Source organism: Fibrobacter sp. UBA3629 (assembly GCF_002374005.1).
Taxonomy (GTDB): domain Bacteria; phylum Fibrobacterota; class Fibrobacteria; order Fibrobacterales; family Fibrobacteraceae; genus Fibrobacter.
Map to the genome: position 1 here is coordinate 108,904 of NZ_DFLC01000006.1, position 16,429 is coordinate 125,332.

Annotated in this window: 20 protein-coding genes; 11 read left to right on the top strand and 9 right to left on the bottom strand. The window is 54.6% G+C overall.

Features of this window, described 5'->3' with window-relative positions; translation table 11 throughout:
* Positions 1–467 (top strand): RidA family protein (locus B2310_RS01635; protein WP_290728214.1); only part of this gene is annotated, 467 nt, incomplete at its 5' end.
* A gap of 25 nt (positions 468–492) precedes the next feature.
* Here the strand turns inward: B2310_RS01635 and B2310_RS01640 are convergent.
* Positions 493–705 (bottom strand): hypothetical protein, encoded by a 213-nt coding sequence (locus B2310_RS01640; RefSeq protein ID WP_290728216.1) that lies wholly within the window; start codon positions 703–705, stop codon positions 493–495.
* A gap of 59 nt (positions 706–764) precedes the next feature.
* Here B2310_RS01640 and B2310_RS01645 point away from each other — a divergent pair, with 59 nt between their 5' ends.
* The 3 genes from B2310_RS01645 to slyD are packed head-to-tail and all read left to right on the top strand — an operon-like array spanning position 765 to position 4,431.
* The gene (locus B2310_RS01645) at positions 765–1,166 is read left to right on the top strand and encodes a hypothetical protein (RefSeq protein ID WP_290728218.1); all 402 of its coding nucleotides are present in this window, start codon (positions 765–767) and stop codon (positions 1,164–1,166) included.
* Between the two features lie 43 nt (positions 1,167–1,209).
* A complete protein-coding gene (locus B2310_RS01650) occupies positions 1,210–3,744 on the top strand; it encodes a U32 family peptidase (RefSeq protein ID WP_290728220.1) in 2,535 nt (844 codons plus the stop codon).
* A gap of 57 nt (positions 3,745–3,801) precedes the next feature.
* Entirely contained in the window at positions 3,802–4,431 is a 630-nt protein-coding gene (slyD, locus tag B2310_RS01655) for a peptidylprolyl isomerase (RefSeq protein ID WP_290728221.1), read from the top strand.
* 35 nt (positions 4,432–4,466) lie between these two features.
* Here slyD and B2310_RS01660 read toward each other — a convergent pair whose 3' ends face one another.
* The 7 genes from B2310_RS01660 to B2310_RS01690 form a co-directional block, all read right to left on the bottom strand.
* Positions 4,467–5,057 carry a fibrobacter succinogenes major paralogous domain-containing protein gene (locus B2310_RS01660; RefSeq protein WP_290728222.1) on the bottom strand — a complete coding sequence of 197 codons (591 nt, stop codon included), beginning with the start codon at positions 5,055–5,057 and terminating at the stop codon, positions 4,467–4,469.
* Between the two features lie 188 nt (positions 5,058–5,245).
* A complete protein-coding gene (locus tag B2310_RS01665) occupies positions 5,246–5,839 on the bottom strand; it encodes a fibrobacter succinogenes major paralogous domain-containing protein (RefSeq protein ID WP_290728223.1) in 594 nt (197 codons plus the stop codon).
* 17 nt (positions 5,840–5,856) lie between these two features.
* On the bottom strand, positions 5,857–6,606 hold the full coding sequence (locus B2310_RS01670) for a glycosyltransferase family 2 protein (RefSeq protein WP_290728224.1): 750 nt from the start codon (positions 6,604–6,606) through the stop codon (positions 5,857–5,859).
* 9 nt (positions 6,607–6,615) lie between these two features.
* Positions 6,616–7,731: an NAD-dependent epimerase/dehydratase family protein gene (locus tag B2310_RS01675; protein WP_290728225.1), complete on the bottom strand. Its 1,116-nt coding sequence runs from the start codon at positions 7,729–7,731 to the stop codon at positions 6,616–6,618.
* A complete protein-coding gene (locus tag B2310_RS01680; protein WP_290728226.1) occupies positions 7,731–8,159 on the bottom strand; it encodes a hypothetical protein in 429 nt (142 codons plus the stop codon). Before B2310_RS01680 ends, B2310_RS01675 begins: the two co-directional genes overlap by 1 nt.
* A gap of 43 nt (positions 8,160–8,202) precedes the next feature.
* The gene (locus B2310_RS01685) at positions 8,203–8,748 is read right to left on the bottom strand and encodes a DJ-1 family glyoxalase III (RefSeq protein ID WP_290728227.1); all 546 of its coding nucleotides are present in this window, start codon (positions 8,746–8,748) and stop codon (positions 8,203–8,205) included.
* 47 nt (positions 8,749–8,795) lie between these two features.
* The gene (locus tag B2310_RS01690) at positions 8,796–10,109 is read right to left on the bottom strand and encodes a B12-binding domain-containing radical SAM protein (RefSeq protein WP_349679635.1); all 1,314 of its coding nucleotides are present in this window, start codon (positions 10,107–10,109) and stop codon (positions 8,796–8,798) included.
* Positions 10,110–10,216: 107 nt separating this feature from the next.
* Between B2310_RS01690 and B2310_RS01695 the strand changes: the two genes are divergently transcribed.
* From B2310_RS01695 to B2310_RS01725, 7 genes are all read left to right on the top strand, one after another.
* Positions 10,217–11,095: an Hsp33 family molecular chaperone HslO gene (locus B2310_RS01695; RefSeq protein ID WP_290728229.1), complete on the top strand. Its 879-nt coding sequence runs from the start codon at positions 10,217–10,219 to the stop codon at positions 11,093–11,095.
* Between the two features lie 4 nt (positions 11,096–11,099).
* A complete protein-coding gene (gene thrH / locus B2310_RS01700; protein WP_290727093.1) occupies positions 11,100–11,717 on the top strand; it encodes a bifunctional phosphoserine phosphatase/homoserine phosphotransferase ThrH in 618 nt (205 codons plus the stop codon).
* 40 nt (positions 11,718–11,757) lie between these two features.
* A complete protein-coding gene (locus tag B2310_RS01705; RefSeq protein ID WP_290728230.1) occupies positions 11,758–12,072 on the top strand; it encodes a YbjQ family protein in 315 nt (104 codons plus the stop codon).
* 111 nt (positions 12,073–12,183) lie between these two features.
* A complete protein-coding gene (locus B2310_RS01710) occupies positions 12,184–12,666 on the top strand; it encodes a hypothetical protein (protein WP_173381537.1) in 483 nt (160 codons plus the stop codon).
* 26 nt (positions 12,667–12,692) lie between these two features.
* The gene (locus tag B2310_RS01715; RefSeq protein ID WP_290728231.1) at positions 12,693–13,361 is read left to right on the top strand and encodes a hypothetical protein; all 669 of its coding nucleotides are present in this window, start codon (positions 12,693–12,695) and stop codon (positions 13,359–13,361) included.
* Between the two features lie 44 nt (positions 13,362–13,405).
* On the top strand, positions 13,406–13,789 hold the full coding sequence (locus tag B2310_RS01720) for a hypothetical protein (protein WP_290728232.1): 384 nt from the start codon (positions 13,406–13,408) through the stop codon (positions 13,787–13,789).
* 42 nt (positions 13,790–13,831) lie between these two features.
* Positions 13,832–14,908, top strand: a complete 1,077-nt coding sequence (locus B2310_RS01725; protein ID WP_290728233.1) for a TIGR04133 family radical SAM/SPASM protein — start codon at positions 13,832–13,834, stop codon at positions 14,906–14,908.
* A 157-nt stretch (positions 14,909–15,065) separates the two neighbouring features.
* Here the strand turns inward: B2310_RS01725 and B2310_RS01730 are convergent, their stop codons facing one another.
* Positions 15,066–16,403 (bottom strand): carboxylesterase family protein, encoded by a 1,338-nt coding sequence (locus B2310_RS01730; protein WP_290728234.1) that lies wholly within the window; start codon positions 16,401–16,403, stop codon positions 15,066–15,068.
* Positions 16,404–16,429 lie beyond the last annotated feature (26 nt).

Consider the following 16,429-nt stretch of genomic DNA (forward strand, 5'->3'; position numbering starts at 1 on the left):
CGCTCCCGCAATGCCCGGCACCGCTTGCCGCATACGTTCCCGCCGTTCGCTTCGGCGACACCATCGTCGTCTCAGGACAGCTCCCGAGCGTCAAGGGCGATTTTTCGGCCTACACGGGAACCGTCCCGACTGAACTTTCTGCAGAAAAGGCGACCGAGGCAGCACGCGTCTGCCTCCTCAACAACATCGCCGCCGCCATGACGAAACTCGAACACGGCGAAACGCTCAAGCTAGTGCAGATGCAGGGATTCGTGCAGTCCGCAACCGACTTCCACGAACAGCCCGCCGTATTGAACGGCGCAAGCGAACTTGCCGTCCAGATTCTCGGTGAAAACGGCAAGCACGCGCGTACCGCCGTGGGTGTTTCCGCGCTTCCGAAGAATGCCGCCGTCGAAATCAGCTGCACCTTCCAGGTTGTCCCCGAAGAAGTGCGCTTTACCGGCCGCATGAACTGGATTGAGCAATAAAAAACTTAAAGGCTTCTGCGCCGGGCTAGTTCATGTCCAGCGCGGATAGTTCGCTCGCCAGTTTCGCATTCTGACGCTTCAGCGAATCAAGTTCCTGCTGCATCGCCTGGATTTGGCGTTCCATTTCGACCTTGTTCGCTGTAAGCCGTGCGATTTCATTGTTCATTTCTTGATCAGCGCAAGCGCTAAGTCCCAGAAAACAACCTGTTATTGCCAAAATAGCGAAAAATTTTTTCATAGCCGAAATTTAATTATAAATAAAGAGAATAAAGTCCATCAGCTTTAAAAAAGGGTATTATGATTGACAAAATCTGGTCATGGTTCGTCGCTCAGGGTTTCGAGGGTTCCGTTTCGGTAAAAGATGCGAATGTTCCCCCCCTTGGCCTGCCGAGATTGTTCACCAGCAAGGCAAACACACCTGATGACGACACATTCATCCACGAAGCCCTCTACGAGATGGACCCGGATTACACCGTAGTGGCCGTCATCACGCAAGCGGGCAACAAGGCAGCACGCGACTGGGCGGAAGAAGTTTTCCCTAACGGAATCGAGGAAATTTCGTTCGAAGGCAGCCCCGAAGACATCCAGGATCGGCTGGACGAGGCTATCCTCGAGGGGCTCGCCCACCGCAAGGTCCTCATGGTACGCGAATCCGGAGCCGTCGTGAAATTCGGATACAAGCTCGAAGATATCGTGTAGACATAAAGCGCCCTGCGAAGACGAAAAAACTATCTTTGATAAAATGAATTCGAATACTAGGCCATCTCCGGAACTTCTCTTGCCCGTGGGTACGCGCGAGATGCTCGAGGCCGCCGTCGCTAACGGCGCCGATGCCGTTTATTTCGGGGTTCCGCACTGGAACGCGCGCGGGCGCACCGAGGACTTTTCGCTCGAAGACGTCGGCGAGATGATCCGGTATGCGAGGGTACGCGGCGTGCGCACGTTCCTTGCGATGAACGTTCTCGTATTCGAGCGCGAACTGCGAGAGTTGCCGGAATTCCTCGCGAAGGTGATTTCGCTGGAACCGGACGCCTTCATCATCCAGGATATCGGGCTTGCGCGCCTGATACGCGCCATCGCGCCCACGCAGGAAATTCACGCGAGCACGCAGATGACGCTCGCGAGCGCCGAAAGCGTGAATCTGGCGGCAAAACTGGGGTTCAACCGCGCCGTGCTCGCCCGCGAACTTTCGCTCAAGGAAATCGCCCGCATCAAGGAAGCGACCCCGCTCGAGCTCGAAGTGTTCATTCACGGCGCGCTATGCGTGAGCTATTCGGGGCAGTGCCTCACCAGCGAGAATTTCGGCGGTCGCAGCGCAAACCGCGGGCAGTGCGCCCAGAGCTGCAGGCTCCCCTATCGCATATTCGTGGACGGCAAGGAATACCGCGATACGGATGCGCAATACCTGTTCAGTCCGCACGATTTGTGCGCCCTCCCGCGACTCGGCGAACTTGAAGAAATCGGCGTGAGCTCGCTCAAGGTGGAAGGCCGCCTCAAGAGCCCGGAATACGTAGCGGCGGTCGCAAGCGCCTACCGCAAGGCGCTTGGCCGCATCCCGCTCGAAGGCAAAGACATGGCGCCGCTCGAAGTGCTGTTCAGCCGCGGGCTACGCACGGGCTGGCTTGACGGGGACAACCACCAGGAACTCGTGGACGGCACGTTCAGCAACCATCACGGGATGTTCCTCGGGACGGTCGTACGCGTGGAGCGCGGGTGTGTCGTGGTGGAACTGGATGAAAATGTTCTTGCGGATATGATGCCGCGGCCGGGTGACGGAATCCTCTTCGAGGAACCGAAATTCGCTCAAAGCGCCGGTGCGAGACTCTACGCCTCGCAAGTCGTGCACGAGTACAAAGGCAAGCCATCTACGCGCGGCTGCGGCCCGCAACTCCTGAAAATGGAATTCGGGCGCGATTTCGACACGCGGCAGGTCGCCCGTGGGATGAAGGTGTACAGGAATGATTCCCCTGCGCTGGAAAAGGAACTGCGCAAGACGTTTACCGACCGCGAGCAGGCGAAGCGCATTCCCGTGAAGATGGAACTTTCGGGAAGCATCGGCAATGTGCTCAAGCTCGCCGTCTACGATGTACCGCGCAACCGCGTTGAAATCGAAAGTGACACGGTGCTCGAAGCCGCGAAGAACGGTGACATGGGCGATAAACTGCGCGACCTCGCACAGAAGGAACTTTCGGGCCTGAGTGCGACCGCCTACAGCCTCAGGGATCTAGAAATTGACGTCGAACGCGGAGCCTTCATCCCCGGAAAGATGCTCCGCACGCTCCGCCAGAAGGCGATAGAAGCGCTTGACAACGAACGCTGCATATGGCACGAGCTGAACCCGAGCGCCAATGCGGGCCGTGCCCTCCTCAACAGCGTAAAGTTCGGCACGAAAGTTGCGCCCACTGCCGCGCGACCGGTCATTTCGGTGCTCGTCCGCAGTCCCGAACAAATCTCAGCCCTCGAAGGCCTCGACATAGACAACGTTGTCATGGATTTCGACTGGGGCGTAAAATACGACGAACCGCTCGAACAAATCCGCGAACTCGGTTTCAGGGCAGGCATGGCCACACTCCGTATCCACAAGCCGGGCGAAAGCCACTACCTCAAGAACATCCTGCGGCTATGCCCCGACTTTGCGCTGGTCCGTAACCTCGGTGCGCTCTCCATCCTCAAGGAAAGTGGCATTCCGCTCGCGGGTGACTACAGCCTGAATGCAGCAAACTGCCTGAGCTACGACTGGTTGCTTTTGCAGGGGCTGCAGACGCTCCACCCCTCGTGGGACCTGAACTCCACTCAACTTTTCGACCTGCTGGATGATATCGACGGGAGCCGCATGGAACTCACGCTCCACCAGTACATGCCCGCCTTCCATTCCGAATACTGCGCGTTTGCCCGCGCGCTCACTACCGGCAGGCGATTCCCCGAATGCGGCAAGATTTGCACCCAGCACAAGGTCGAAATTCTCGACCACAAGGGCGAACGTCACTTTCTGCAGAGCGACGCGGAATGCCGCAACACACTGTTCGTAGGCAAACCGCAATCCGCCCTGAAATTATTGCCGGATTTACGCGCCGCCGGAGTGAACCATTTCCGCCTCGAAATGCTCCAGGAAGACGCAGCAACAGTGCGTAAGAAGGCGCTCATCTACACGCAGGCCATCCGCGGGAAAATATCCATCGACGAGGCCATCCGCCTCGCCGGCGTCGAAGAAAAATACGGGCTTTCCGAAGGCCAGCTATTCAACGAAAGCGTGTGGCACGACCGCAAGAAGGTCTAATTTTTCTATATTGCGCCTATAATTTTCACCGCCCAGACTCAGGGCCAAAGGAACACCATGAAAATCGCCGATAAGACCGTCGTCCAGATGCACTACACCCTCACCTCCGACGAAGGAGCCGTCATTGATTCCTCCGAAGGCCGCGAACCGCTCCAGTACATCCAGGGCGCACACATGATCGTCGTGGGGCTCGAAAACGCGATGGTCGGCCACGAAGTCGGCGACAAGTTCGATGTGAAGGTCATCCCCGCCGAAGGCTACGGCGAATATGACGAGCGCATGACGCAGGAAGTCCCGATGGACGCTTTCCAAGGTGTCGAGAAGGTGGAACCCGGCATGATGTTCTACGCGCAGACGCCCATGGGCCCGATGCCCATCCGCGTCAAGTCCGTCGCGGGCGACAAGGCCGTGATCGACGCAAACCACGAACTCGCGGGCAAGAACCTGAACTTCGCCATCGAGGTCGTGAGCGTGCGCGAGGCCACCGAAGAGGAACTCAACCCGCAAGGCCACCACTGCTGCTGTGGCGGCAAGGGCGAAGGCGAGCACGAGTGCCACTGCGGCGAGGAAGGCCATGAATGCGAATGCGGCGGCGAAGGCCATGGCCACCACGGGCACAAGGAAAACTGCGACGGCAAGGGCGGCTGCGGCTGCCCCAACCACGACAAGCACCACGGCAACGGGTAGTTTAAGCCCGGCTAAAAGCTCTGACGGTTGTAGGCCTAGTCAAAGATACAGCGAACTGAAATTCCAAAGGACTTACCATTGGAGCCCAAGTCCGCACTGCCAGAGTTCGACAAGCCCATATTGTACAACAAATCGGCGCTGATTTCAGTAGAACTCCAAAATCTCGTAATGTAGCCTTCATCAAAGGATCCCACACGCTTATCCCTAGCGCCAGCAGGAAGTGCCGTGAAAGCGAAATCATCCGTACCATTACCACTTTCACCATCATCTTCTTTCCAACCGTACGTGGATTTGAGTTTCTTGGCAGCACTCATTGAGCCGCCAACAGCATCGAACAAATCTTCCCATTCATCCTTGCTAGGCAAGCGCCATCCCTCGGGACAAGCTTTCGCAGCGGCATCCCATGTATATAGACGGCCATACTTTTCACAGTTCGCGGGATTGTCGTCATAGCACCAGCTATCTTCGGTCCGGACATTCAAATTCTGTGCCATCCAAACCTGCTTTCCGATTTTGATGACCTTATAGGTATTGCCATCCCGGTCATTTACTGTCAGGGGAATTTCCTTATTGCAACCCGTCATAAGAAGGGCAATGCCGGCAGCAATTATCAGTAATTTTTTCATATTTTCATCCTTTAGTTTTCTATAAAAACCTCAAACTAGTTCTATCACATTCAATGTAAATAAAAAAAACTGAAATGTCGTAGCAAATGAAAAAAAAATTCAAAGAACTTCAGACATCACCGCTTATTTAACATTTTTGACAAAGCCCCTCAAAAAACGCAAAAAGCGCCTTATTTTTGCTTAGACAGCTAGTCCTTCACGCAGCGGACCGAGAACCCGTAGTTCTTGTTGCTGACACCCAGTTTTGCTGTGGCATAGTTGTAGTTCAAGCACATGCTGTACGCGTAGTAGCGGCTGGTCCCCGTAGAAGTCCATGAGGATGCAACGCCGCCCTTGAGGGTAAAGCCCGCATAGATGCCCCTGCTGCCGGCTGGGAGCGCCGAGAACCCGAAATCATCCGTCCCGTTGCCGCTTTCGCCCTTGTCTTCATCCCAACCGGACGTGGACTTGAGTTTGCCGCCAGCAATTTCGCCGCCACCAGCCGTTTGGATCAAGACATTCCATTCTGTCGTGTCAGGCAAATGCCAGCCTTCGGGGCAAGCTTTCTTTGCAGCACTCCACGTATACAGGCGGCCATACTTTTCGCAGTTCGCGGGATTGTCGAAATAGCACCAGCTCTCTTCAGTCTCGACATTCAGATTCTGGGCCATCCAAACCTGGTTCCCGATCATGACAGTCTTATAGACGTTGCCGGCCTTGTCCTTCATCGTGAAGGGAGCATCCTCATTGCAGCCCGTCATAAGAAGGGCGATGGCAGCAGCGATTAGCTGTAATTTTTTCATATCAGGATCCTTTGTCATTAGCGCAAACACAGTCGACGCAAAACCTGCCGCAAGACGCGCAGGCCGTAAGTCACTACGTTCAGGTTGGATTTTTCGTCTGCGTATCGCGTAGGTATCGGAAGTTCGGCCAGCCGGTAGCCGCAGGCATCGGCGATGGAGATGATTTCCAGGTCGATATCGAAACTCGGGCTCAGTTTCTGGAGGTCGAGCGTCTTCAGGAATTCCGCATTGTAGACAATAAAACCGCTATGACGGTCCGTAAGCTTCTGCCGGAAAGCGACATTCTCGAGCGCGGTAAGGAAAGCCCCGCCGAGGCGCTTATAGAGAGGCATGTTTCCGGCTTTCGCGCCACCTGCGATGGCATGACGCGAACCCTGGACTAAGGCTAATTCGGGCTCGCGCTCAAGATACGCGAAGAATTCATCTAGCTGTTCTGCGGGGTACTGCCCGTCGCCGTGAAGGCAGGCGATGTATCTCGCGCCGGAGCGGAGCCCCTCGGAAATTCCGGTCTTGACTACGGCACCGTAACCGCGATTGAACTCAAAGCGCATGTACTGCAGGTGGGCCTCCCCCACAAAATTTTCGTAAGCCCCGCGGGTATCGTCCTTCGAGCCGTCGTCAATCACGAGCACCAGCGCGCGTTCCATGACCGCGGGAGGAATGCTCCCCAGCACGCCGGCGAGAGTCGCGGCGACATTGTATGCCGGAATGAAAATGAAATAGTCTAGATCCTTCGACTTCGCTTTGCTTCGCTCAGGATGACACATAATACAGTTCTACACAGAATAATGCTTCACGAACCAGGAGAGCGATTCTTCCAGAGCCGTGTCGAGCGGGATGCGCGCCTTGAACCCAAGCAGGCGCTCGGCCTTCGTAACCGAGGGCATGCGACGCATCGAATCGTCATAACCCGCGCCGTAGTATTCCTCGCCCGAAACGCTTTGCGGTTCCGGCAGCGTAGAGATATCAATCCCGCGCACCTTCGCGAAAATCGCGCGCATTTTCTGCGCCAGTTCCGCAATCGAAACCTCGTTCTCCGCATTCCCCACATTGAACGCCTGCGAGAAGACACCAGCGCTCGGCGCGGCACCTACCTTCGATACACCCGCAGCATCCGGCGAATCACCGACACCAAAACTCAACGCGCATCCAAGCCCAGCATCGAACAGCGCAAATAAGAAATCAATCGCGTCGTGCACGCTCGTAAAGCAGCGCTTCGCCTTCCCGCCGTTCACGAGCTTCAGGGGTTCGCCCCGCAAAAGCGCCGTTGAAAAGTTCGCGAGTACCCGCGGAATTCCCTCGCCGTCCACGCCCGGCATAAAGTCCATGTACGGCCCGACAAAATTGAACGGGCGAACCACAGTCCAGCGCAAGCCGGGCAGCCCCGCGATAAACCGTTCCGCCAGGAGCTTCGCCGTCGCGTAACTCCAGCGGCTCGCGGTTACGGGCCCGAACACGGCGGGAGTCGAATCTTCCTCCAGTTCTCCGCTCTCCACCGCAGTCTTCCCGTAAATCTCAGACGTAGAAAAATGCACGAGCCAGGCCCCGCTCTTCGCGCAGGCCGAGGCCAAAGCCGCCGGATGGTCGTAGTTGCTCCGGATAACCTCGCACGCCTCCCCCATGTAACGGCTCGGCGTACAAATCGCTGCCAAGTTCACCACCAGCGGGAACTGCGCGATGCGCTCCACGACAGCAGGGTCGGCCAAATCCGCACACAGGAACTCGCACCGTTCATGGTTCAGACGGTGCTGTAGCCTGTAGAAATCGAGATCCACGCCAAAAACGCGCCAGCGGGTACGTTCCAGCACGGCGTCGAGCAAATGGCTACCGATAAAACCACCGCAGCCCACGATGGCCACGGTGAAACTACTGTCGTCGAAGCGGGGGGTCATTACTCCTTGACCTTGAAGGTCCCGGACTTGCCCGCCTTGGCCTGCTTGGAATACGGATAGACGTAGATATAGGCGTCATCTGCCGCAACAATGCCCTCGGCATCCAGCTTGATGCCGTACTCGTTGCAGGTCTTGCCATCGATTACAGCGTCGTCGATGCTTTCTTCGAGCAGGTTCACCTTCTTCGCGCCCTCGTCGAAGCGGAGCTCAACACCGAAGCCGCCAAAATCCATGTCGGAGCCGAACACGACCTTGATGGTCTCGCCCACCTTGAATTCCTCGCCGCCCTTCGGGGAAACAACCTTCACGCCGTCGGTCACGGAGCAGTCCGCAGTATCGTTGTTGCTCGGACCGGTGGAGGATTCATCGTCACCGCAAGCGAAAAATGCGAGCGAACTTGCAAGAATCAAAGCATGAGAAAACTTCATAAATTCCTCGTTTGTTGTTTATGTGAACAATATACAAAAACGCCTAGCGGGCCACGACCTGCTTGCGGATTTTTTCGGACAAATCGCGCCCGCCCAGCTGTGCGATGCATTCGAACGCGAATTCCTCGGCGGTTCCGGCCCCGCGGCTCGTGACGATATTGCCGTCCACCACCACGCGGTCTTCCACAAACTTGTTGCAGACAAGTTCCTCCACGCAGCCCGGGAAGCATGTCGCCGTCCTATCCACAAGAAGCCCGGCCTTGCTCAACACGAGCGGGGCCGCGCAGATAGCGAAAATCCACTTGTTCTTGTCGTTGAAGTCGCACACGACGCGCTCCACGTCGGCAGATGCCTTGAGGCGCTGCACGCCCGGACCGCCACCCGGCAGGAGAACGGCATCGAACTTGGCGGTATCGGCACCCGAAAGCGCAAAATCGGCCGCAATCTTGAGCCCGTGGGCACCCGTCACGAACGAATCTCCCGAAACGCTCGCAAGCGCCACCTCAAAGCCCGCCCGCTGCAGGTAATCGAAAGGTGTGACGAACTCGGTTTCCTCGAAACCATCGGCCATAAGGAAAAGTATCTGCATATTGAACCTCTTTTTGAGGAAAATAATAAATTCAAAGACTATTCATCTTAGACCGACTTCGCTATTCGTTCCGCAATCGCCCCTATTTTTTCATACGATATCAAATGGCAGAGCATATCGGTAAACTTTCCATACTTCCGGTATAAAAGATTAAATGTAAAGTAGGCTGCTCTTATGCCCTTAGACTCCGGACGACGTCTCCATATATTTTTCAAGCTATATATTTCTTTATAAATCCAATGATACCCTTGATACAGATCCTGCCTAGTCATTCCTCTTGGTTGATAAACCACATGAGCCGTATTGTAAAGGGTCAAGTCATCGGTAAGGATTCTTCCTTCCGATTTCATCCTGTCATAGAGAGCCGTTCCCGGATAAGGCGTCAGAATATGGGATGTGACCGTTTCAATCTTATTTTTCACAATCCAATCTAGAGTCGACTTAAAGACTTCAGGCGTATCGCCATCCAGCCCGAACACGAAACTAGCGTTAATCATGATACCCCTTTCATGAATAGCCCTTATCGCTTTCTCATATTCCTGCGTGTGGTTCTGAACTTTGTGAACCCCGCTTACAGAATCCGGATTGATACTTTCAAAACCGATAAACAGACTTTGACATCCTGATTTTTTCATCAAGTCAAGCAATTCATCATCGAATGCCGCATTGATGGACACGGCCGCCCTCCACTTTAATCGCAACGGCATAATTTCTTTCAGGAACTGTTTTGTCCATACTGGGTTCCCTGCAAAATTATCATCGATAAACATGATGTGTCTCGAACGAACCGCCTTGATGTCCGCCAAGACATCTTGAATATTGCGATTTAGGTATTGATGTGCTTTAGCGCTGTTATAGCAAAAATCACACCTAAAAGGACAACCCCTGCTTGTGTGAACGACATGACAGTATAAGTATTCGCCTTTCTTGAGGAAATCGTATGCAGGAGAAACTACAAGGTTTCCATCTTGCAGTTTTGGACAGCGATAGACAGGCTTCAGATTGTTGTCCAGAAAATCCTTTATAATCTCCGGCCAAGTGCCTTCTGCAGCGCCAATGCAAAGCACATCAAAAGCATTTGCCGGAATCGTATCAAAGGCGGTCGTCACATGAATTCCCCCAGCAACAACAATGGAGCCTTTTTCACGAAAATGTCGCGCTATCTCGATGGCCCTCGGCAAGGTGTCAACCGTAACCGATATTCCAACAATATCAGGCGCATCATCATAATGAATTTGCTGAATATTTTCATTTTCCAGTTGCACCCTGTGCTCTTTCCTGACCAGATTCACAATCGTGAGCAGGCCCAAAGGAGGTGCCATGTGCAACTTTATGTCCGTATCCATTGGACGACGATGCATTTGGGGTTGAATCAATTTGATAAATAGCTGTTTTTTCACTGGTACAATTATAACAACACATACTTCACTACTCCCCTCGGGCTACATTTTTTACTACATTTGAGCCCATGAATTTCAAGGACCGCATTATCCGCGCCACGGGCAAAAAGACGCCCTTCCGCTTGATTGTCGTCGACTTGACCGCGACGATGAACGAAATCGGCAAGCAGCACAACGCACAGGGGTTCGCCCTCAAGCTTTTGGCCGAAAACTCCATCGCAAGCATTTTCCTGAGCGCAAGCCTCAAGTACGCGGGCACGGTCTCGCTGACTACGCGCTTTGGCGGTGAAATCACGAAGGTATCGTCTGACACGACGCCGATGGGGCTTGTGCGCGCGATGATCCCGCAGGCCGAACTCCAGGCCGTGGGCGGCAACGAGCCCGCGCTCATCCCGCAGAGCGTGCAGGTCGTGAAACTGAACGAGCAGGGCAAGCGTGTCCACGAGAGCATCATCGAGGCGCCCGCCATTTCGATGGGCCAGAACCTCGCCACCTACCTGCTGCAGTCCGAGCAGATTCGCTCCGCCGTGGGCATCGAGGCGGCGTTCAACCGCGAAGACCCGAGCAAGCTCGACTACGCCGCGGGTTTCTACATCGAGGCTTTCCCCGACCTCGAGGACAAGGATATCAACCTCATCGAAGTCATCGTGCAGAACCTGCCGAAGTTCAAGGACATGAACACGCCCGAGGGTTTTGACCTGGACGAGCTGCTGGACCAGCTGCGCGGGCCGTACGAAATCGATATCGTGAAGGAAATCGACCCGAAGGCCTACTGCCCCTGCAGCCGCGAACGCACGGTGGCAACACTCGCCACGCTCCCGCTCAAGGACCTGCAGGAACTCGAAGCCGAGGGCAAGAACTTGGAAGTCGTCTGCGATTTCTGCCGCACGCCGTACCAGATTACGGTCGCGGACTTGCGCGAGATTATAAACGAGAGAAAGAAATAGCCGTATGTTTACGAAGCAATGTGTCGTTACCCTGGACCTTGAAGGTGTCCTCGCCCCCGAAATCTGGATTGCCGTCGCCGAGAAGACGGGTATCGCGGACCTGCGACTCACCACGCGCGACATCCCCGACTACGACGTGCTCATGAAGGGCCGCATCGCCATCCTCGACCGCGAGGGCATCAAGCTCTCGGACATCCAGAACGTCATCGCGAACCTCGGGCTTCTGGACGGCGCGCGCGACTTCATGGACAAGCTCCGCGACGAGACGCAGGTGATTATCCTTTCGGACACGTTCCAGGAATTCGCCTACCCCATCATGAAGAACCTCGGCTTCCCGACCATCTTCTGCCACAATCTCGTGGTGGAAAACGACCGCATCAGGGGCTACCACCTGCGCATGAGCGACCAGAAGACGAAGGTCGTGAAGCACCTGCAGGAGCTGAACTTCAAAGTGTTTGCTTCGGGCGACTCCTTCAATGACACGGGCATGCTCAAGCAGGCCGACAAGGGCTGCTTCTTCTGCGCGCCGGACTCCATCGTGGCGCAGTTTCCGCAGCTCGAGGCCACAAAGACGTACGCGGAACTCCTCGAGAAGTTCCACCAGTTCCAAAACACGCTGTGAGACAAACATCTTTTTTAGTCGATAAAAAAAGGAGACAACAATGAAGCTCTACACGACAGACTTTATCAGCGGCAAAGAATTCGAAACCCTCCAGATGGTGCGTGGAAGCGTGGTCTTCAGCAAGAACGTGGTCCGCGACGTATTTGCCAGCCTCAAGACGATTATCGGCGGCGAAATTGCCGGCTACACCGAAATGCTCAACGACGCACGCAACATCGCCATCGAACGCATGACGCGCGAAGCGGCCGCCGTCGGAGCAGACGCCATCGTGAACGTGCGATTCGCTACGGCATCCGTAATGGCCGGCTCTGCCGAAATTATCGCCTACGGGACAGCGGTAAAATTCAAGAATTAAACAAAAAACCGCATCTTTTATCACGCAAAAGCCACCTGCCGTTGCGGGGGGCTTTTATTTTGTATATATTTAAAGTATTCGGAATGCCCTCAGTGGCAGAAAGGAGGAAACATGTTCTACGAACATTGGAAAAAGATTGCACTTGCGCTGGCCGGGCTCTTTTGGGCCAGCTGCGGAGACGACGGCTCCAGCGATGAAGTTTCTATGTTTGCTCCCGAATATGGCGTTCAGGTAATGCCATCCGACTCTATAGGGGGTGCGGTTTGCCTTTATGGGGTAGAGGCTCCAGTCATTATCGAACAGGGAGTCCTTTGCTACAACGATACCGCAACGAACGATTCGGGCAAGGTGTTCAAGATTATCGACTGCACCGACGGCAACAAGTACCTGAGGGACCCCTCTGCTGCGGGTGCGGAAGGCGTCGAGCTCCCCGAAGGAGTCCAGGTATTCGCCCCGAAGGCCGGCAGCGGAAAAGCCATAAACTGCACAGAAAATGGTGACGTCTGCATCGAACGGAACCCGAACATTTCCGAAGAACTGGATTCGCTTGCAGGCTGTCACCCCATCATCGACTGTCCGGAAAAGCAGGATTAATCACAAAACATAATTTAGGAGGAAACATGTTCTACAAGCATTGGAAAAAAATTGCACTTACGTTGACCGCTTTCTTCTGGGCCAGCTGCGACAACTCGCCTAATGAAGCGCCCATGTACGGAGCGCCGCCCTGCGATTCGAACCACTGCATGGAGGCCCCCGAAAGCAGCGACGCAAACGGCACGCAGTCCAGTTCCAGCGAAACAACCGCTTCGTCGAGTTCCGAGGCGGCCAAACCCGAAAGTTCCAGCAGCGTGTTCGAACAAATCATGCCCGCCTACGGCGTAGAAGTAGACTTCACGTGTGTACCCATGGATTCCAGTGTCGCATATTTCGCTACAGATTACAGCGCAGACACCCAAAAGATGTGGAAAGAGGAACAGGCCAAGCACGATGCCGTAGACAAGATTGATTCCATCAAGCAGACCCTGGCAGAAACGCCCATGTGCCTCGAGAACTTGCGCAGGGAACTTGACATGTTCGTAGCCCTTTACGGCGCCCCGACCGTCATCAATAATGCGGTAGAATCCTGCAGCGATGGCTCTACCAGGCCCAGCGAAGAATACGCCAGGTTCCTCAAGATGCAGGAAGAGTGGGAAGTGAACAAGCCTGCCCTGGACGAAGAACTCCAGAAGGTCTACGAAGACAAGATGAAGGAAATCGAAGAACGCATCAACAAGTGCATGGAGAAATAGACGAAAGAACGGCTCTATGAGCCTATAGACGAAAGTCGAAAAATATGATAAAAAAGCATTGGAAAAAAATTCTATTGAGCCTCTGCTCCATGCTCTGGAGCGGCTGCAGTGATGATTCCTCCAGCGATAGCCCTTCAGCGGGCAACAAGCTTATTGCCTGCGATTTTGATCAGATATGCCCCGAATATGGTATTTTCTACGATTGCGAAAACGAGGAAGATGCGATTGCCGGGAACTTCGAGAATTGCACCATGTCGTATCCGGCGTGCACAGACACGTACTATTGTGAAGACGACGTCACCTGTTTCCAATCGACCGACGACAAAACGAAAACTTTCGACTGTCACGACGAAAAGGATAAAAAGACGCTCTATAGCGAAGACGAATTCAAGTCAAAATACTACGTCGAAAGTGAGCGCATCCATTAAATTTCACATTACACACTCCTCATTTCACACTCCACACTTTTTATGCAACTCTCTCTTAAAAAGAAACTCGCACTCGAAGCATATCGCCTTTACCGCCACAACGAAATCAAGGCGCACCCGCTCACGTACTTTTTCTGGGAATGCACGCTGCGCTGCAACCTGCACTGCCTGCACTGCGGTAGTGACTGCGTGAAGGACGCCATCCCGGATATGCCCCGCAAAGACTTCATGGGTGTGCTGGATAAACTCGCCCCGCACATCGACCCGAAGCACTTTATCGTGGTGATTACCGGCGGCGAACCCTTGATGCGCCAGGACCTTGAAGAATGCGGCATGGAAATCAAGAAGCGCGGATACCCCTGGGGAATGGTCAGCAACGGCCTTGCCATGACCCCCGAACGCTACACCAAGCTGCTGAATGCAGGGCTGCGCTCGCTCACGATTAGCCTGGATGGCCTCAAGGAAAGCCACAACCATTTCCGCGGAGCCCCCACGAGTTTCGATAACGCACTCCGAGCTATCGACATGGCCGCTCACACGCAAGGCCTCACTTTCGACGTGATGACCTGCGTGAACCGCCAGAACTTGAAGGAACTCCCGAAGATTCTCGACATCCTCCTGAAAATCGGCGTGAAGCGTTGGCGTATCGCGACAGTGTTCCCGAAGGGCCGCGCGAAGGACAATCCGCTGTTCCAGCTCACGAACCAGGAATTCCGCCAGGTGTTCGATTTTATCCGCGAAGTGAAGAAGATGAACGTCATCAACGTGAACTACGGCTGCGAAGGGTTCCTCGGCAGCTACGAGAAGGACGCCCGCAACTACCCGTTCTTCTGCCGTGCCGGCGTGAACGTTTCTTCGGTGCTTTGCGACGGCAGCATTTCTGCCTGCCCAAGCCTCCGCGGCGACTACATCCAGGGCAACATCTACAAGGACGACCTCTGGGACGTGTGGCAGAACCGCTACCAGGTAATGCGCGACCGCAGCTGGGCAAAAATTGGCGACTGCAAGACCTGCAAGTACTGGCGCTACTGCGAAGGCTCCAGCCTGCATTTACGTGATGAAAAAACCAAAGAGCTTGCATACTGCCACGTAGCGAGACTCGAAGCCGCTGGTGCGTGATGACAAATGCGTAAGGCGAGAGTCGCGACCAAGTGTACTTGGTCATGACCGAGCCTAGCATTTGGTACTTGAGCGAAGCGAAAGTACAAAAGACCAAGGAATTGGCTTATTGCCACGTAAAGCGCTTGGAAGCCGCCGGGGCATAGCCCCATCAGATTTACTTAACGAGGCCGAAGCGCAGCGGACGTTCGCCCTTCACGCGGAGCACGTACACGCCTCGGTCGAGGCGGTTCAAATCAACCACCTCGCCAGCCGAAGCAAAGCCGTCCATCACGATGCGGCCTCGCAAATCCGTGACCGCATACTGGACGTTGCGGGAACCCGTGTATACGAAACTGCGGTTGCCCTCGCCCATGCGGAGTTTCGACACCTGCGAAGCCAACACTCCAACCACGCGCACCGTCGAAGGCTTCTGCGTGAGTCCATAAAGAAAGCCGAACACTTTTTCTTTCACTTTCGTATCGTAGTCGTCCTCGTCGTAAAATTCGTGCGGCATGTCGTCGACAAAGTACGTCTCGTGATCAACTTTCTTTGCCTTGAGAACGGAATCGATAACAAAACTTCCATACAAGGTAGGAGTCTGGATTTCAAAGGAATCTATTCCGGCCAGCGACATCTGCACCATGTTCACACCCAAAGTCGCGGCGATATTCCTTAGCGGCCGCCCCGTCTTGAAAAGCACCGTGCTATCGGCGGTACCGTGAACGAGCAACACGGGGGTTTCGGTATTCCCGATGATAGAGGGGTCATGGACAGCGCCCCACAAAGCAACAACGGCGTTCGCCTCGGATTCCTCGCCCGCCGCGCCAAAAGGATTAAGGCCCCCCAGGTCAGGAGAGTCATGCGCAACAGGCGGAATTTCGGAAGCCTTGTCCATGTAGATATTTTCAAGGGCCAAAATTGCCCCCGCGCTGTTGCCCAGAAGATAGATGCGGTCCTTGTCGATTCCAAGTTTATCGGCATTGAAACGCACATAGCGCACCGCCGCACGCACGTCCTGGATTCCGCGATAGACCGACCTCGAAAAATCGAGACTGTCGATGGAAAGGACCTTGTTTTCGATTTTCGTGGCAATGCCCAGGCGATACTGCACCGAAATAGCCACAAAGCCGCGGGCCGCAAGCGAATCGCAATAGGCGACAGACTGCTGGTCCATATCGGCCTTGTTTCCCGCCGCAAAAGCTCCGCCATGCATCACAAGGACTGCGGCCCGCTTGTTCTCGGAATCGTCCTTGGGAGAATAGACATCCATGTGCAATTCGACAGGAGCCATATCCGTTTCATTTTCGTAAAGATAAATCGCACTTTCGGCCCCCTTCATCGCGATCATCAAGCGCGTGATAGAAGTCGCCTTGTTAAGGTGCGGGACATCGGATGCGTAGACGACATCCTTCTCGAACGAGACATCGAACATGCGGTCCCTGTAGCGTTCTCCCGCATACGAAACGGAAAATGCAAAAGCAAGCGCAAGAAAAGCTAGAATTCCCTTTTTCATGGCAAATCCTTTTTTTGAGCATCCTA

What these genes read in the sequence shown, in the direction of transcription:
- B2310_RS01665 (WP_290728223.1), bottom strand. Translation starts at nt 5,839, where the DNA reads ATGAAAAAATTACAGCTAATCGCTGCTGCCATCGCCCTTCTTATGACG.
- B2310_RS01705 (WP_290728230.1), top strand. Translation starts at nt 11,758, where the DNA reads ATGAAGCTCTACACGACAGACTTTATCAGCGGCAAAGAATTCGAAACC.
- B2310_RS01645 (WP_290728218.1), top strand. Translation starts at nt 765, where the DNA reads ATGATTGACAAAATCTGGTCATGGTTCGTCGCTCAGGGTTTCGAGGGT.
- B2310_RS01730 (WP_290728234.1), bottom strand. Translation starts at nt 16,403, where the DNA reads ATGAAAAAGGGAATTCTAGCTTTTCTTGCGCTTGCTTTTGCATTTTCC.
- B2310_RS01715 (WP_290728231.1), top strand. Translation starts at nt 12,693, where the DNA reads ATGTTCTACAAGCATTGGAAAAAAATTGCACTTACGTTGACCGCTTTC.
- B2310_RS01680 (WP_290728226.1), bottom strand. Translation starts at nt 8,159, where the DNA reads ATGAAGTTTTCTCATGCTTTGATTCTTGCAAGTTCGCTCGCATTTTTC.
- B2310_RS01670 (WP_290728224.1), bottom strand. Translation starts at nt 6,606, where the DNA reads ATGTGTCATCCTGAGCGAAGCAAAGCGAAGTCGAAGGATCTAGACTAT.
- B2310_RS01660 (WP_290728222.1), bottom strand. Translation starts at nt 5,057, where the DNA reads ATGAAAAAATTACTGATAATTGCTGCCGGCATTGCCCTTCTTATGACG.
- B2310_RS01685 (WP_290728227.1), bottom strand. Translation starts at nt 8,748, where the DNA reads ATGCAGATACTTTTCCTTATGGCCGATGGTTTCGAGGAAACCGAGTTC.
- B2310_RS01640 (WP_290728216.1), bottom strand. Translation starts at nt 705, where the DNA reads ATGAAAAAATTTTTCGCTATTTTGGCAATAACAGGTTGTTTTCTGGGA.
- thrH (WP_290727093.1), top strand. Translation starts at nt 11,100, where the DNA reads ATGTTTACGAAGCAATGTGTCGTTACCCTGGACCTTGAAGGTGTCCTC.
- B2310_RS01675 (WP_290728225.1), bottom strand. Translation starts at nt 7,731, where the DNA reads ATGACCCCCCGCTTCGACGACAGTAGTTTCACCGTGGCCATCGTGGGC.
- B2310_RS01725 (WP_290728233.1), top strand. Translation starts at nt 13,832, where the DNA reads ATGCAACTCTCTCTTAAAAAGAAACTCGCACTCGAAGCATATCGCCTT.
- B2310_RS01650 (WP_290728220.1), top strand. Translation starts at nt 1,210, where the DNA reads ATGAATTCGAATACTAGGCCATCTCCGGAACTTCTCTTGCCCGTGGGT.
- B2310_RS01690 (WP_349679635.1), bottom strand. Translation starts at nt 10,109, where the DNA reads ATGCATCGTCGTCCAATGGATACGGACATAAAGTTGCACATGGCACCT.
- B2310_RS01710 (WP_173381537.1), top strand. Translation starts at nt 12,184, where the DNA reads ATGTTCTACGAACATTGGAAAAAGATTGCACTTGCGCTGGCCGGGCTC.
- B2310_RS01695 (WP_290728229.1), top strand. Translation starts at nt 10,217, where the DNA reads ATGAATTTCAAGGACCGCATTATCCGCGCCACGGGCAAAAAGACGCCC.
- B2310_RS01720 (WP_290728232.1), top strand. Translation starts at nt 13,406, where the DNA reads ATGATAAAAAAGCATTGGAAAAAAATTCTATTGAGCCTCTGCTCCATG.
- slyD (WP_290728221.1), top strand. Translation starts at nt 3,802, where the DNA reads ATGAAAATCGCCGATAAGACCGTCGTCCAGATGCACTACACCCTCACC.